This window comes from Neobacillus paridis, from assembly GCF_016765675.1.
Classification (GTDB): domain Bacteria; phylum Bacillota; class Bacilli; order Bacillales; family Cytobacillaceae; genus Neobacillus; species Neobacillus paridis.
In genome coordinates this window covers 103,300-119,142 of the sequence record NZ_JAESWB010000340.1, presented here as the reverse complement: position 1 = coordinate 119,142, position 15,843 = coordinate 103,300, and the positions used below count along the sequence as shown (strand labels likewise).

The following is a 15,843-nucleotide window of genomic DNA, read 5'->3' as shown; positions in this document are numbered from 1 at the left end:
CTGTCCTCCTTCCTAGGCAATCCCCAGATATTTCCGTTTCATTTCTTCATCCTCTTTTAACTGCTTCATCGATCCATGACTGACGGTCCGACCGTCGTCAATAATGTAGAAGCAATCACCGATGTAGCTTGCCATCATGAAATTTTGTTCCACCAATACAATCGTGGTCTGATCCTTCATTTGGATAATTGATTCCATCACTTTTTCAACAACAATCGGGGCCAAGCCTTTACTCGGTTCATCAATTAACAGCAGTTCATTTTCATTTACATATGCCCTGGCAATCGCAAGCATTTGTTTTTGCCCGCCGCTAAGCAGCCCTCCAGGCTTTTTCCAAAACTTCTTCAGGTCGGGAAATAAATTAAGAATCCATTCCATCCGTTTCGCCGTTTCCTCATTTTCCGTTTGGATGGCCACCCTCATATTTTCTTCCACCGTTAACCCGGCAAAAATTCCTTGATCCTCAGGAACATAGCCAATGCCTCTCTTGGCAATCGTATAGGTTGGCAAGGTCTGAATCGCTTCCCCTTTAAAGGAAATCGTTCCTTTTGTGGCCTGATTAAGTCCCATAATCGTTCTTAGTGTTGTCGTTTTGCCGGCGCCATTTCTCCCCAAGAGGACGGTCACTTCTCCTTTTTTGACCTCAAATGAGACACCCTGGAGAATATGGTATTGCCCAATATGAGTTTCTACCTGATCAAGTGTTAACAGCTTATTCATCAAATTGCCCCCCTAAATAAGCCGACTGTACGGTCTCGTTTTTCATAATTTCTTCAGGGGTTCCATCTGCCAAAAGCCTTCCATTAAATAACACCATGACGGAATCTGATAAATCCAAAATCATATCCATTTTGTGCTCAATCAGGATAATCGTCCGGTTCCCCTGTTCCTTAATTTTTTTAATGACTTCTAATATCGCCGGAACTTCCTCCAATGACATTCCCGCCGTCGGTTCATCCAGTAAAAGGACTTCCGTTTCCAGCGCCAGCAGCATGGCGATTTCCAGTTTGCGCTTTTCCCCATGAGCCAGGTTGCTGGCCAATGAATCTTTTTTATCGTCTAACAGCACCAGTTTGAGCCACTCTAAAGCCTTTTCTTCAAATTGGCGATACTTTTTATAATGCAGCAGCATCTGATAGCGAATTCCCGCCTGCGATTGGACCGCTAATCTGACATTTTCCAGCACCGTTAAATTGGGAAACACATTGGTAATTTGAAAGGAGCGGCCAATCCCCGCCCTTGTGCGGTTCGTCGATGTCAATTTGGTGATATCCCGGCCGCGAAAATAGATGTGCCCTTTTGTTGGCATTAATTGACCGCTAAGAAGATTAAAAAACGTTGTTTTTCCGGCTCCATTCGGTCCGATAATCGATTTAAAATGCTTCTCCGGTACAGAGACACTGACGGAATCAACCGCCGTATGACCGCCAAAAGTAATCGATAAGTCCTTTGTTTCGATAAGGGTAGACATGATTTCACCACCTGTTGTTTTTTCGTTAGAAATTAGGAAGAGGGGGGACCTCGCTACAGTTGGTCTCACCCCCGTCATTTCCCCTTGAATCATTCTTATTTATTGCGAATTGGCGGTGCCGTTTCTTCAGGTGACAATTCCCTAATTAGTACCGGTACGGGATAGGAAACACCGTCTTTTTTCTCCAGCTTAATCGCATACATTGCTTGCAGCGCTTGGTGATCTTCCGGACGGTAGGTCATCGTCCCCTTCGGTGTCTCAAAACTCATGCCTTCCATCGTTTTGATTAATGTATCCGCATCTGTATCACCATTTGATTTCTTCACTGCTTCCACAATGGAAATGGCCGCACTCATTCCGCCTGGAGTAAACAAATCAGGTACTTCGCCGTTGAAACGCTTCTTATGTTCTTCAACCAGCCAATCATTTATTTTATTTTTTGGCAGATCATGATAATACACAGTGAAGCCTTCCATGCCGACCAACGGCTCCATCGTCGATAATGCCGCAATATCAGGAGCACCGGTGGAAATTTTGATTCCTTTTTCCTGCAGCTTCATATCGGCAATTTGCTTCCATGGGGAGTTGGCACCCGCCCACACAACAAAAAGATAGTCAGGTTTGGCATCGATGATTTTTTGAATATTCGAGGTAAAGTCTGTTGCCGCCGGGTCGGCATATTCTTCTTTGACAATTTTTGCCCCAAGCTTGACCGCAGCTTCTTTAAAAGCAGCGACACCATCACGGCCAAAGGAGTAATCCGGTGCCAATGTGGCAATTTTTACGCCTTTTTTGGCAATGGCTGCAGCCCCGGCAACCGCATCCTGAGATGAGTTTCGTGCGGAGTGAAAAATATACTTATTAAACTCTGAACCTGTAATACTATCAGCAGCGGCTGGTTCCACGACCATGATCTTTTGATACTCCTCCGCCAACGGCAGCACAGCTAATGTATCGGCAGAACTGGATGATCCAACAAGAAAATCGACCTTATCTTCCTCTAATAACTTCGTTGCTTTTTGTACGGCTACTTCCGGTTTTGTTTCCGTATCTTCGACGATGAATTCAATTTTTCGGCCGGCCACTTCCATTTTTCCTTCGGTTGCATATTCAAGTCCAAGCTCGAAGCCTCTTAATGTTTGTTTTCCGTAAGATTCCAAAGCTCCTGTTTTAGAAGCAAGGACACCAATCTTAATCGGTTCTTTATTCGCCGTTTTCTTTCCATTGTCTTTCGAATCTGATGAAGATTTATCAGAGCTGCAGGCACTGGCAAACATCATTACCACCATCAGTAAACCTACTAATACCCATTTTCCACGAAACCTTTTCACACATTTTCCCCCTTTGAATTTTTCAATAAAGTGAAACTTCCATCAGTGGGGGTTTTCTTCATCCCCCACTGATGGTTAGTTGAACCAATCGGACCTTTACGGGCAGTTGATCCCCCACCTAAATTCCTTGTAGACTTGGACTCCCCGAGGTGGGGGTCTTACTGCCCGTTAAGGCGGGATAAAACTGGTATAGCGTTTGTTTTATGATAGAAAACAAGAGTTACAGGAGAGTTACAAAAAAACAGCCTGGTTAGGGCTGTTCAAATGAATCGATAAAGTTTTCTGCTTCGATGATCATCTTGTACATATGCTGGGTCGGCTCTAGCGGGATAACACCCAATTCCTCCTGTAACACCCGTACACATTTCTGATACCACTTCATTGCCTGCGGACGGTTGTTTTTCCGATAATAGCAATACATCAACAGGCGGTAGGCCTCTTCCCATGTACGGTCGCGGTCAAGAATTTTTTCACACCAAGCAATCGCGGCATCATAGTTTTCGCGGCGGACCATTACCTGCGCCATCTTCTCGGCACCACGTAAAAAATAAACGAGCAGATTCTCTCTTTTGCTGATGCACCAGTCCTCATAACGTCGTTCAGGCAGATAATCGCCATGGTAAATGTTTAATCCCCGCTTAAGGAAATCAATCACCTTTACGCTATCAGTTGCGTTTAAGCCTTCTTCAATCAGTTTTTGAAATTGAGTCGTATCCACTTCAATTACTGCATGGGGATTGAGCCCGTAAAACATCCCCTCACGGATAATGAAAAAGGATGCGGCTCTCGCCTTCCGCTGCGGTTCAAGGACATGCAATAGACTGTTTAATGCCACCTTGAAATCACGGTCGGCATTTTTTTTATCTTGATTTGGCCAAAGAATTTGGATAATCTCGTCCTTGGCAATCGGCTCGTTCAAGGTGATGAATAACTGGAACAATTCCTTCGCTTTTTCTCTTTGCCAGTCTTTTTCAGCAATCTCTTTCTCACCCAGCCAAAGCCGGAATTGGCCCAACGTTTGCACGCGAAGCGAGTAGCCTGGATGCGAGTCAAGAGTGCTGACCCCCAGATTCTCCAATGTTTTTCTGACAAATGGTGTTTGAATTTCCACTTTCAAACAGGTAATAAGTAAAGGCACGATAACTTGTAAATCCCGCGGGCTAAAAATCGCTTGATGGTAAAAGAAGAATTCATATTCATGATTTTGCACTAGTGTTAAAAATTCATCGATCGTTTGCTTAAAAAGCTCCTCCTTTTTTTCAAGAAAGAATAGATAGGACAACCAAAATTTACTCAGCATCTGTCCATAGGAATCCTCACAATGCTGGAAAAGGGAATCGGTTTTTTTCAAAAAATGATGGGCTTTTGTTAATCGTTCATTATAAATGCAGGTGATCCCCATTCCCAAGGTAATTAACGCAGAAAGCCAAACATCGTTCACCTTCTCTGTTTCCAGCAATGCCTTATTTCCAACATCCAAGGCGCGTTCCAACTCTCCCCTGATCCCGTATAAAAGACAAAGGCCCATTAAAGGCTCTGCCTTTCCTCTATCCACATGCAGCTGGTCCATAATTTCCAATGCGGTCTGATAGCAGTTTTCGGCCAACCGGGAGTCATATTTATTTAAAATTTGCACGGCATGACCCAGCCGCATCCAGCCACAGGCTTCAACAAACGGAGCTTTCTGCGTGATCCCTTGTTGAATCCCTTTCTCTGCAAGCTCTTTTGCTCTCAACCCATTTCCGGTAAAAGCTTCGATCAAAGATAGCAAAACATCTGTTTCCCGGTGAGCTTGCGGCAGTGATGTGAAATTTGTCGCGTTAAACTGCTCCTTTTTCCGGTAAAGCAGTCTCTTTGCTTCCTCAAACCGGCCGGTTCGTAAATACAGTCTTGCTTCCAAATTTCCATCAAGATCGATCGCCTTCGTTTTTTGAATCCATTTTTCTGCTTCCGAAGCTTTCCCGGCATTTAATAAATTTTCCGATAACAATTGATAGAGTCTGCCTTTTTCTTCATCAGAAGCTCTGCTTTTTTCCCGATGGGTGATCGCCTCGTATAAAATCCGTTCCGCCTGATGCGGTTGAATCGTATCGAGATAAATTTTTGCCTTTCCTTCTAATGCCATACTCATTCCGAGATGATCCTGCTTTTTCTCGGCACCGCAAAAAGACCGATGATAGCAATTCTCTGCTTGTTGATATTGGGAACGGTAGCGATGGATTTCCGCCTTCAAGTACCAAAGTGGGTAGTATATATCCATATTCGCCTCAGGAATCATCGTTAGTTGATCAGAAAGGCTTTCCAATTTCCCTCCTTCCAGCATTTTCAAGCCTTGTTCTTGTAAGATCGCGGCAATCGCTTGATTGTGTTCAATCTTTTTATAATGATGGAGCGCTTCCTCCCATAGTTGTCTTTTCTCAAAGTAGCGGGCACATCGTTCATGAAGCAGATAATAGTTTTCCGGTTGATTATTTTTCAATAGGTTTTCGAGAAACTCTTTAAATAGAGCATGAAAACGATAATGCGTTCCGCCTACTTTTTGAATAAATAAATTTCTATCTTTCAACTGTTCCAACATTTTAGCGGCTCCGTGAAGGCCGATTACTTCTTCACACATGGCTTCTTCTATTTCTTCAAAGATCGAGGCCTGTTCGAGGAACTGCTGAACAATGGGAGGCTGTTTTGAAAACACTTCCATGACAAGATACTGAAAAAAGTCTTGCAGGGACTGTGAGGAATGTTCAAAAATATCGGCAATGTCCTTTTTTAATGGGATTTGCTGGGCAATCATACAAATGGCGATAACCCAACCCTCGGTCAGCTGATAAATCGTTTGTACATGGCTGGATTCCACTGTTAACCCATAAAGATCGGTCATTAGCAGTTCCATTTCGTCCATTGTCAGGATTAAGTCTTCTCTGGTAATCTCTAGAAACTGTCCGCAAACTTTCATTTTCGTTAAATACTTCCATACCGGACGACTTCTGCTGGAAATAACCAAATGTAAATTTGGTGGGATATGTTCCAGCAGTTTTTCCATCCAGCTGTTGATGGTATAGGAATGTTCAATTTGATGAAAATCATCCAAAATTAATGTCACATCCGCATCCAGCTCATTGATTTCATTAATAAACAAGGAGCATAATAAACCAATTTCTTCCTCGCGAATATAGTGATCGATGGTTTCAATATACGCAGATAATTCCTTACCAAACTCAGGAGCAACGCTGCGTACCGAGTGAATAATATGCCAAAGAAACGGAAGGACATCATCATCCATGGATGAAATGGAGTACCAGCAGCCGGGTAATTTTTCATCCGTAATAAATAATGCCAGCGCCGTGCTCTTACCAAAACCGGCACCAGAATGGATGATTGTTAAAGGATATTCAGCTATCTTCTTCATTTTTTGTGTCAGCCTTGCCCGTCTAATAAAATTTTCTTTAACAGCCGGAACCCGCAGCTTTGTTTGAATGATTGGAAGCTTCATAGATTTGTCCATCTCCCAATATTTCCAATTTTTACACTATTTTATCATATTACAGCTGAGTCGTGTACGAGCAACAATAAGAAAAAGAGCTTAAGAGCTGCTTTTGCAACCTATTTATTCAGCGGGGCGTATTTTAAACGAAGAAACTGCCCGTCCAGCAAAAAATAGGACGGGCAGTTTTTTCCGATTCATTCAGTTCTTATCGATTATTAGCCATTTACTTGTTGGAATTGTTTCATGAAGTCACGGAATGCCCGGCAGGCTTCATAGGGAACCGCATTGTAGATGGAAGCGCGGCAGCCGCCGACAGAACGGTGACCATTTACCCCAACAAAGCCTGCTTGTTTCGCTTCAGCCAAAAATTTCTTTTCTAACACTTCATCTTTCACACGGAAGGTGACATTCATCAGCGAACGGCTGTCCTTTTCCGCATGTCCGATGTAAAATCCGTTACTTTCATCAATTGCATCATAAAGTAATTTTGCCTTTTCTTCGTTTCTTCTGGCTATTTCAGTAATGCCGCCAATGCCCTTTACCCAGTTGAGAACCTCCCCAAGCATGTAGATGCCAAAGGTCGGAGGTGTGTTGTATAACGAATTATTTTTTGCATGAGTGCTGTATTTTAACATCGTCGGAATATCATTATTTGCTTTTTCGATCAAATCGTCACGGATAATGACAACTGTTACACCTGAAGGTCCGAGGTTTTTCTGGGCACCGGCATAGATAAGCGCAAATTTGCTGATATCGATAGGCCGTGACAGAATATCGCTCGACATATCTCCAATTAGTGGCACATCGACAGCAGGAAAGTCTTTCCACTCGGTACCGTAAATAGTGTTATTAGATGTCAGATGCAGGTAGGCATCATCAGCATTGTACTGAAGCTCATTTTGCAAAGGAATCCGGCGGTAATGATCGTCTTTTGTGCTCGCAGCTTCATAAGGATTCCCAAAAACTTCAGCTTCTTTAAAGGCTTTTTCAGACCACGAACCGGTTAAAACATAGCCTGCTTTTTGTTCCGATTTTAAGAAGTTCATTGGAATCATTGAAAACTGCAGACTTGCACCGCCTTGGAGAAATAGAATCTGATAATGATCAGGTATCGACAGCAGTTCTTTCAAGGAGGCCTTGGCTTGATTATGTACCTCCTCATATTCCTTACTGCGATGGCTTAATTCCATTACAGACATACCGGTACCGCGAAAATCAAGGAATTCCTGCTGGGCTTTTTCTAAAACCTCCAGGGGAAGGGCAGATGGACCCGCATTAAAGTTGTAGGCGCGTGTCACTTGTACATTCATTTCTTTCACTCCTGTTTATAACATTTTATACAAGCTTCTTCGTTTGAAAGGAATTGGGTTCGCAGTCTTCTACCAGACTTCCAAAATAATCGATGCTTAATAGTTTTACCGACATTTCGGAAAAAAGCTGCTGCAGGCTGTGCGCCAGCTTTCTTCCTTTGGCTTTTTCGGTAAAACAGATCACAGTAGGACCGGCCCCGCTTAAGGCAGTTCCGAATGCCCCATTTTTCTTGGCCGCATTCTCCACAGCCTGATAAAAAGGAATAAGTGGACGGCGATAGGGCTGATGAAAACGATCCCTCTCCATCATTTTACCTGCCAGTTGCCAATTTTCGCTTAATAAAGCGGCAACCAATAGGTTGGCTGTTGAAGACGCTGCAATCGCCTCACTGCGTGAAAACTCTTTAGGGAGTACATCACGGGAATCCTTTGTTAATAATGTCTCTTTGGGAATAACCACAACCGCCTCAAAAGGAAGATTGGTAAATGACAGCATATCAACCTCATTCTGCTGATAGCTGCCGACGACTAAACCTCCGTAAATAGACGCCCCGACATTATCTGGATGGCCCTCTAATTCCGTTGCCAATAATAGCTTATCTTCTCTAGTTAATGCCAGCTCACAGGCAATATCGGCCAGCTCAATTCCCGCGACAATCGCGGAGGCGCTGGAACCGAGACCGCGGGCCAAGGGAATTTCACTTGCGACTTTCACCTTGTATGGAGACATTTCTTTCCCATACTTTTTCGCTACCCCGATGGCCACTTGGGCGATAAAATGCTGCTCGTCATTTGGAAGATCTGCCAGCTCTTGGTTTGCGGAATAAAACTCCCACTGGTTACTTTGCTCCACTTCCAGTGTCAAATACAGATTAACTGCCAAGCCGATGGAGTCAAATCCCGGACCAAGATTGGCCGTGCTGGCAGGGACCCTGATTCGCATTCGATTATTTAGAGGCATCACTTACAACCCCTCGAATATGTTCTGCAACCGCCTTTTCGTCATTTGGCAATTGAGTTGGTGTCACAAGGCTGCTTTTAATCGCCGTGTCCGGATCCTTTAAGCCATTGCCTGTAAGAACAGCAACAATTGTTGTTCCCTTGGCGATTTTTCCATTTTGAATACTTTTATAAACTCCTGCGATGGAGGCGCAGGATGCCGGTTCTGCAAAAACACCGTCAGTGGAGGCTAATTTTTTATAGGCGGCGACGATTTCTTCATCGGTGACCTCATCAAACTGTCCATCCGATTCCTGGACTGCATTTACAGCTAAATTCCAGCTTGCCGGATTCCCGATCCGGATGGCCGTAGCAATTGTTTCCGGATTTTCAAATACGCGGTTATGGACAAGTGCGGCAGCACCGGCCGCTTCAAAGCCAAACATTCTTGGCAGTCCTGTCTCTTTTTTGTCGTTGTATTCTTTAAACCCTTTCCAATAGGCGCTGATATTACCGGCATTTCCGACTGGAATCGCGAGGATATCCGGTGCTGAGCCCAGCTGGTCGCATACCTCAAAAGCAGCTGTCTTCTGTCCTTCCAGTCTGTAAGGGTTCACTGAATTCACAAGAGTAATGGGTTCCACTTTGCTAATATTGCGAACCATTTGTAACGCTTGGTCAAAGTTCCCCTCAATGGAGATAATTTCCGCTCCGTACATCATCGCTTGCGCCAGTTTTCCCAAGGCAATTTTTCCTTCCGGGATGACAACGATGCAATTAATTCCGGCACGAGCTGCATAGGCAGCGGCGGCGGCGGATGTATTTCCGGTTGAAGCACAAATAACGGTTTTGCTGCCTTCTTCTACCGCTTTGGCAACCGCCATCACCATGCCCCGGTCTTTAAACGATCCGGTTGGATTGGCCCCCTCCACTTTCACATAAAGCCCTACGCCCCATTCCTCGGACAGCCTTTCAAGCTTAATTAGCGGTGTATTCCCCTCATTTAAAGTCAGTTTTGGGGTCCTCTCATTGATTGATAAGTACTCTTTATACGCTTCTAGTAATCCTGGCCATCTTTTCATCATTATTTCCTCACTACCCTATATGTGCTTTTTACTTCCTTGACTGCTTGTAAATCATGTAATTCTTGTAAAATCTGCTGATAACTTGTTAATGAAGCATGATGCGTTACCAAAATTATTTCAGAAGTTTCATGTTTCTTAATCGGCAGCTGCAGGATTTCTTCAAAGCTTACCCCGTGTTTTGCAAATATGGTCGTAATTTCCGCAAAAACGCCGACCTCATCCTGGACATGAATCCGTAAGAAATACTTCGAAAACTTCTCACTGTCTTCCTTTAATTGTTTCGGGTATTGCGGTGTGACCGCGCTTTTACCATTCACGCCAATCCGCAGATTCTTGATAACAGCAACCAAATCCGAAACAACGGCTGATGCGGTTGGCAGACTGCCCGCACCCGGACCATAAAACATCGTTTCTCCCACTGCCTCACCGTATACATATACGGCATTATACTCATTTTGGACCGCAGCAAGCGGATGATTATTAGACAAGAAGGTCGGCGCGACACTAACCTCGACTTTTTCACCTTCGCGATGGGCATAGCCAATTAACTTCATCGTATAGCCCAATTTTTTGCCATAGGCGATATCTTCTTCCGTAACACTTGTGATCCCGCTTACCTGAACATCGTCCAAGTCAATATGCATTGAAAAACCCAAGGTCGCTAAGATCGTCATCTTTCGAGCGGCATCCAAGCCCTCCACATCTGAAGTCGGATCGGCTTCTGCAAATCCCAGTTCCTGCGCTTCTTTCAGAACCTCTTCATACGATCTGCCTTCATTGCTCATTTTGGTTAAAATATAATTGGTCGTCCCATTAACAATCCCCATCATTTGCGTGATTCGATCAGATGCCAGCCCATCAACCAAGCCCCTTAAAATCGGAATACCGCCGCCGACACTGGCTTCGTAAAAAAGGTCGCAGCCATATTCTGAAGCAACCGTTAACAGTTCTGAACCATGCAGGGCCATTAAATCTTTATTGGCAGTCACGACATGTTTTCCCTGTCGGAGCGCTGTAATTAAATAATCTTTCGTCTCATCAATTCCACCCATTACTTCAATGACGACATCGATCTCTTGATCTAATAGAATATCATCAGCACTTGAAGTCAACAGTTCAGAATCTATTTCAATTGGCCGCTTCTTATGTACATTTTGGACAAGGATATTTTTAATAACCACTGGGCAGCCTACTTGGTGCATTAATTTGTCTTGGTGATTTTTGATAATTTGGACAACCCCCGTACCGACTGTCCCTAACCCCAGTAAACCTATTGAGATAGCTTTCATCATATCTCCCTCCACATAGTGTCCTCCCACAGTGAACAAATGTATTTCTGTTGTAGACATTATATTATTCACTGAATCTTTTTACAATAGATATGTTTTTTTGGTCATCTACTGTAATCGCTTACCCTTGCACCGTTGTTGAATTCTTGTCATCAGTTAAAATTTTTCCTGAAAAATGTTTAGATTTTTTTCTGCTTTATCCCTTTACTTTACAGAAGTTGACATGTAGAATATGGCTATATTAAATGATTTTGAAATTTTATTATATTTCGTTTAATCCAACAAATGATCAGTAATGATGAAGACGGCATTAAAAAATGGCTTCAGAGAGCCGGTGGCCGCTGTGAACCGGTGCCTTTTTTTAATTGATAAGCGAACAGCGCACCTTTGCTGAAGCTTAACGAATTGCCCAGCACTTCTGAACTGGCTGCTGAACACTTATTCGTAGGCAAGCCCGGTTAAAACCGTTACATGTATAAGGTCGCAGGACTTCCCCGGCGGCAAAAGAGGGTGGCACCACGTACATTCACGTCCCTCATAACACGACCATTGTGTCTGTTATGAGGGACGTTTTTTTATAAATTAAGGTTAAAAGGATGTTGATATTTCCACCTCAAAATTGAAATCTCGTTAAATTATTTGTATGAAAAGATGGACTTATGGATTAGCGAAAAAAGATCTCAGGAGGTATATTTGGAATGTTTAAAGTACTTGTCACAGACGGGATTAGCCAAACAGGTTTAAAGAGTCTGCTAGATCATCCCCATTTTACCGTCGATCGGCAGCCAACACTGCCAACAGCCGAATTAAAAAGGATGATTGGTGATTACGATGCCCTGATCGTCCGCAGCCAAACAAAGGTAACGGAGGAGCTGCTGCAGGCAGCAGACCGCCTGCGGGTAATCGCCAGGGCAGGAGTAGGCGTCGATAATATCGATGTCAATGCCGCAACCAAAAAAGGAATCATTGTTATTAACGCCCCTGGCGCCAATACGATCGCGGCAACAGAACACACACTGGCGATGATGCTGGCACTGGCACGCAAGATCCCGCAAGCCCATCAAAAAACCACTTCAGGCGAATGGGACCGCAATTCATTTAAAGGTGTGGAATTGTACAAGAAAACACTTGGTGTAGTCGGCATGGGGAAAATTGGGACAGAAGTCGCCAAGCGGGCTAAAAGCTTTGGCATGACTATTTTGGGGTTTGACCCCTATTTAACAGAAGAGCGGGCGAAAAAGCTGGGAATTACCAAAGCAAGCCTGGATTTAATTGCTGCCGAGTCTGATTTTATTACCGTTCATACCCCGCTGACCAATGATACAAGAGGTATTATTAATGATGCATTTTTGGCAAAAACAAAAAAAGGAGTCCGCTTCGTTAACTGCGCCCGCGGCGGTATTATTGACGAGAAGGCATTAGTACGGGCAATCGCATCCGGCCATGTAGCAGGGGCAGCCTTGGATGTATTTGAAAAAGAACCAGTTGCCGATCCTGAATTACTGCAAAACCCGAATATCATTGTGACACCGCATCTTGGGGCTTCAACAGTGGAGGCTCAAGAAAAAGTGGCCCAGGAGGTCAGCGCGGAAATTATCGATATTTTTGAAACACAATCAATTCAGCATGCTGTGAATATGCCGCAAATGTCAGGGGAAACCCAAGCCAAACTGCAACCGTACTTACTGCTGGGCGACCAAATCGGCCAGCTGGTGATTCAATTACTGAATAAGCAGGCACCTGAAAAAATCACCATCAATTACTACGGTGATTTAATTGACGAAGATACCGAGTTGTTAACACGGACGATGCTAAAAGGTATCCTATCCTATCACTTGAGCGATTCTGTCAATCTCATCAACGTTCTGCATCTTTTAAAAGAACAGGGTGTTTCCTATAATGTGCAAAAAAATGCCACTAATAAAGGCTTCGCCAATTATATGGAACTGTCTGTTTCCCAGGGATTTCAATCGGCGCGGATTGGAGCAACTGTGTTAAATGGCTACGGGGCAAGGGTGGTCAAGATCAACGATTACCGTATTGATGTTAAACCGGAAAAATACCTATTATATATTAAACACCATGACGTACCGGGAATGATTGGAAAAGTAGGCTCCTTACTAGGAGACTATCAAATTAACATCGGTACCATGCAGGTAGGCCGGACAGAAGTCGGCGGAGAGGCGATTATGGTGTTAACCCTTGATAAAACATTAGGCACCGAAATTCTCCATGAGCTGACCCTTATTGATGGCTTGGAGGAAGCCCAGTTGCTTGAGTTAACCAATGTCGATTCCTTTGAACCCGGACGCATCGAGCCGCAAAAGGTTGAGACCATTTAATTAAACCAGTCAAAAAAATACAAAACACGCTCGGACCGTTGGTTTCCGGGCGTGTTTTGCAATATTAATAAGAAAATTGTTTTGTATAATAAGTTACTTGATTACGTCCCTTTTGTTTCGATGCATATAAAGCCTTATCCGCCATGGAAATGATCTCATTTGGCTTCATATCTCCCGTCGGTTTAATGGAGGCAGCACCGAGGCTTATCGTTACATAATCAGCAATCGGGGAACCTTGATGGGGAATTTTTAAATCCAATATCGCATTTCTTATTTCTTCGGCCAATGCCAGTACCTCTTGTTCTGTCCGTTGAAGCAGGATAATACCAAACTCCTCTCCGCCATATCTGGCAATACAATTGGGGGGGGCATGATTAAGGTCTTGTAACCGCTCTGAAATTATTTTCAAACAGTCATCACCCGCTAAGTGCCCATATGTATCGTTATAGTTTTTATAGTAATCGATATCAAAAAGGATTAAGGAGAAATTTTCCGAGTTTTCCTTTGCTAATTCCCATTCTTTCTCAATAAATTCATTAAAATGCCGCCGATTGTATAAACCAGTCAATTCATCAATATTCACTTGCGACTTTAATGAGGTGATACTATTCGACAATTCCATTCGCATGAAATCAACATTCTTTATCAGCTCAAACATTTCATCATTTTTTCGATAAGATGGAATACCTTTGGAAAAGTCATGCTCTGTATAAGATTTAACGCAATTGCTCAGCTCAATAATCGGTTTAATGAGCGACTTTAAGAGCTTGATATTTATCAATAAATCGATAACGATAATCACAAAAATACTGATCATTAAGGCGGCGAGAGTGAAATTTATCCTTGTCTTCATTAAATTTCTTACAATGCTTCTCTGTCCCTCGATTTTATCGGAAAAATTCTTAGTAGAACGGCGGAAATCATCAATTGCCTTTTTACCTTCATTTAATATTTGAACACTTGGTTGATTCCCTTTTTGAGTCTGCACAACCAAAGCTGCACCATAATGATCATGCCAATATTGCCCTTTTTCTACAATCTTTTGGGCCTCAGCATGTAAATCCGGAAACTCCTTTGTTTTTTGTAAAAGCGCTTCTGAACTTTCTGAGAACTCTTTAGCCCCTTGCCAATACGGTTCCAAGAAGTCAGCATCCTTGGTTAAGTTATAGCCTCTTTGTCCCGTTTCTTGGTCGATTAGCGCTTTAAATAAATGATTGGATGAAGTTTCAATACTATCTAATGCTCGTTGGCCTTGAATATTAACATTAAGAGAGTAGCGAATACTCCCAATACTAATCATGACCAAAAGAACAATAATAAATGCGGAAACGATGATAGAAGATAAATGGCGATTTCCTAATCTTCCAAGGGAGTTGATATTTATTTTGATAAATCCTCACCTTCTATCTCTTAATCTATTAAATATTTTACCATATTTGAAATATTTGTTAGCCAAAATTATCTTAAAACAGTAGATACATCCAAGACAGAATCAAAGATATAATCTGCCTGATATTGTTCAAATTCTGCTCTGGCAGCCTTTCCCGACAGGCCTGTTAATATCGCGGCAAACTGACAGCCCATTTGTCTGGCGGCTAACAGATCGGCTAAGGAGTCGCCGACAATCAGCACCGTTTCGCCCTGCTCGATTGGCAGTGCAGTAGCTAAACATTCTTCTGCGGTTATGCCTTTTCCTTTAAGCCCCATGATGTAGGTAAACGGATGTGGCTTTGATAACGATGACAAACCGGTAAGTTCTTGTTCCGCTTTCAAAATATCATCAGCTGTTACAATTCGCTGTTCTTCAAAATATTGAAGCCAATTGAGGTGTTGAAACGGTTGGATGACTTCCAGTTCCGGTCTGCCGGTTCCAATTCCGATTGTGCATCCTCTTGAGGTCAGAAACTGAAACAGCTCAGCAATTTTTTCCTTTGGAGCGAGAGTGGTTTCCTTCGCCAAGAATCCCTGTTTACCTGTTTGCACCGAGGCTCTGCCGGTAGAAGCAAAGACATGTTCATCGCCGACATACCATTCCTGGCAGACATGCTGGCATACAGACCAAAGCTCCCCTTTTTCGAAAATAGCAGCATTAACTCCCAGCTTTTCCCTCGCCAGCTCATTCAAATAGCCCAGCAGTTCCTGCTTCTCCGCCTGTGAGCGTTTAAACTCCGCCACAAACAAGCCAAAATCCAATTTCACCTCATAGCGGCTAAGGACTTTGCCAATCTCCACTAATACTTCCCGATCGATAGGTGCCTGACACCATTTGCTGATGCTTTCATTCTCATAGTCTTTAATTTGTGACAACAGGTGAATGAGTTGATGGCTGAAGGATAGATAGATCATGTCCCAATTGGCATTGAGGCCGCGTGATTTTTGCCATTTTAGCACTTCGTCATGTTGAAAAACTGTATCTCTTATTTTTTTTATTTCAGCATCACTTGGGTTGGTAACAAATTTTTCAGGGGAAAGGCCCAGGTAATTGGGACTCATCAGCATTTCCCAAACCGTTAATGCCGAAGCATCAAAATAACGTTCTTCACTTAATAATACTCCGTCTACATCAAACAAAATTGTTTTAATCAAAGCGTT

11 protein-coding genes are annotated in these 15,843 nt (G+C 43.2%); 1 reads left to right on the top strand and 10 read right to left on the bottom strand.

The genetic code is table 11. The features are described from left to right. Positions 1-12: 12 nt before the first annotated feature. From JK635_RS20310 to JK635_RS20275, 8 genes are all read right to left on the bottom strand, one after another. Positions 13-720 (bottom strand): ABC transporter ATP-binding protein, encoded by a 708-nt coding sequence (locus JK635_RS20310; RefSeq protein WP_202655748.1) that lies wholly within the window; start codon positions 718-720, stop codon positions 13-15. Beyond that, positions 713-1,471 carry an ABC transporter ATP-binding protein gene (locus tag JK635_RS20305; RefSeq protein ID WP_202655747.1) on the bottom strand — a complete coding sequence of 253 codons (759 nt, stop codon included), beginning with the start codon at positions 1,469-1,471 and terminating at the stop codon, positions 713-715. Before JK635_RS20305 ends, JK635_RS20310 begins: the two co-directional genes overlap by 8 nt. Positions 1,472-1,566: 95 nt before the next feature. After that, positions 1,567-2,760 carry a substrate-binding domain-containing protein gene (locus tag JK635_RS20300; protein WP_202655774.1) on the bottom strand — a complete coding sequence of 398 codons (1,194 nt, stop codon included), beginning with the start codon at positions 2,758-2,760 and terminating at the stop codon, positions 1,567-1,569. A 292-nt stretch (positions 2,761-3,052) separates the two neighbouring features. Beyond that, a complete protein-coding gene (locus JK635_RS20295; RefSeq protein WP_202655746.1) occupies positions 3,053-6,292 on the bottom strand; it encodes a winged helix-turn-helix domain-containing protein in 3,240 nt (1,079 codons plus the stop codon). A 209-nt stretch (positions 6,293-6,501) separates the two neighbouring features. Further along, positions 6,502-7,596 (bottom strand): 3-phosphoserine/phosphohydroxythreonine transaminase, encoded by a 1,095-nt coding sequence (gene serC, locus JK635_RS20290; protein ID WP_202655745.1) that lies wholly within the window; start codon positions 7,594-7,596, stop codon positions 6,502-6,504. 25 nt (positions 7,597-7,621) lie between these two features. Then, complete coding sequence (thrB, locus tag JK635_RS20285; protein ID WP_202655744.1) at positions 7,622-8,557, bottom strand: homoserine kinase; 936 nt, start codon at positions 8,555-8,557, stop codon at positions 7,622-7,624. Then, the gene (gene thrC / locus JK635_RS20280; protein WP_202655773.1) at positions 8,544-9,617 is read right to left on the bottom strand and encodes a threonine synthase; all 1,074 of its coding nucleotides are present in this window, start codon (positions 9,615-9,617) and stop codon (positions 8,544-8,546) included. Before thrC ends, thrB begins: the two co-directional genes overlap by 14 nt. 2 nt (positions 9,618-9,619) lie before the next feature. Continuing rightward, a complete protein-coding gene (locus JK635_RS20275; RefSeq protein ID WP_306792979.1) occupies positions 9,620-10,912 on the bottom strand; it encodes a homoserine dehydrogenase in 1,293 nt (430 codons plus the stop codon). A gap of 695 nt (positions 10,913-11,607) precedes the next feature. On the opposite strand from JK635_RS20275, the gene serA reads away from it, so the two are divergent. Further along, entirely contained in the window at positions 11,608-13,251 is a 1,644-nt protein-coding gene (gene serA, locus JK635_RS20270; RefSeq protein ID WP_202655743.1) for a phosphoglycerate dehydrogenase, read from the top strand. 64 nt (positions 13,252-13,315) lie between these two features. Here serA and JK635_RS20265 read toward each other — a convergent pair whose 3' ends face one another. Both JK635_RS20265 and JK635_RS20260 read right to left on the bottom strand, forming a co-directional pair. Next, positions 13,316-14,551: a sensor domain-containing diguanylate cyclase gene (locus JK635_RS20265; protein ID WP_202655742.1), complete on the bottom strand. Its 1,236-nt coding sequence runs from the start codon at positions 14,549-14,551 to the stop codon at positions 13,316-13,318. A 158-nt stretch (positions 14,552-14,709) separates the two neighbouring features. Next, on the bottom strand, positions 14,710-15,837 hold the full coding sequence (locus JK635_RS20260) for an HAD family hydrolase (protein ID WP_202655741.1): 1,128 nt from the start codon (positions 15,835-15,837) through the stop codon (positions 14,710-14,712). Positions 15,838-15,843 lie beyond the last annotated feature (6 nt).

What these genes read in the sequence shown, in the direction of transcription:
- JK635_RS20310 (WP_202655748.1), bottom strand. Translation starts at nt 720, where the DNA reads ATGAATAAGCTGTTAACACTTGATCAGGTAGAAACTCATATTGGGCAA.
- JK635_RS20305 (WP_202655747.1), bottom strand. Translation starts at nt 1,471, where the DNA reads ATGTCTACCCTTATCGAAACAAAGGACTTATCGATTACTTTTGGCGGT.
- JK635_RS20300 (WP_202655774.1), bottom strand. Translation starts at nt 2,760, where the DNA reads ATGGTGGTAATGATGTTTGCCAGTGCCTGCAGCTCTGATAAATCTTCA.
- JK635_RS20295 (WP_202655746.1), bottom strand. Translation starts at nt 6,292, where the DNA reads ATGAAGCTTCCAATCATTCAAACAAAGCTGCGGGTTCCGGCTGTTAAA.
- serC (WP_202655745.1), bottom strand. Translation starts at nt 7,596, where the DNA reads ATGAATGTACAAGTGACACGCGCCTACAACTTTAATGCGGGTCCATCT.
- thrB (WP_202655744.1), bottom strand. Translation starts at nt 8,557, where the DNA reads ATGCCTCTAAATAATCGAATGCGAATCAGGGTCCCTGCCAGCACGGCC.
- thrC (WP_202655773.1), bottom strand. Translation starts at nt 9,617, where the DNA reads ATGAAAAGATGGCCAGGATTACTAGAAGCGTATAAAGAGTACTTATCA.
- JK635_RS20275 (WP_306792979.1), bottom strand. Translation starts at nt 10,912, where the DNA reads ATGATGAAAGCTATCTCAATAGGTTTACTGGGGTTAGGGACAGTCGGT.
- serA (WP_202655743.1), top strand. Translation starts at nt 11,608, where the DNA reads ATGTTTAAAGTACTTGTCACAGACGGGATTAGCCAAACAGGTTTAAAG.
- JK635_RS20265 (WP_202655742.1), bottom strand. Translation starts at nt 14,551, where the DNA reads ATGATTAGTATTGGGAGTATTCGCTACTCTCTTAATGTTAATATTCAA.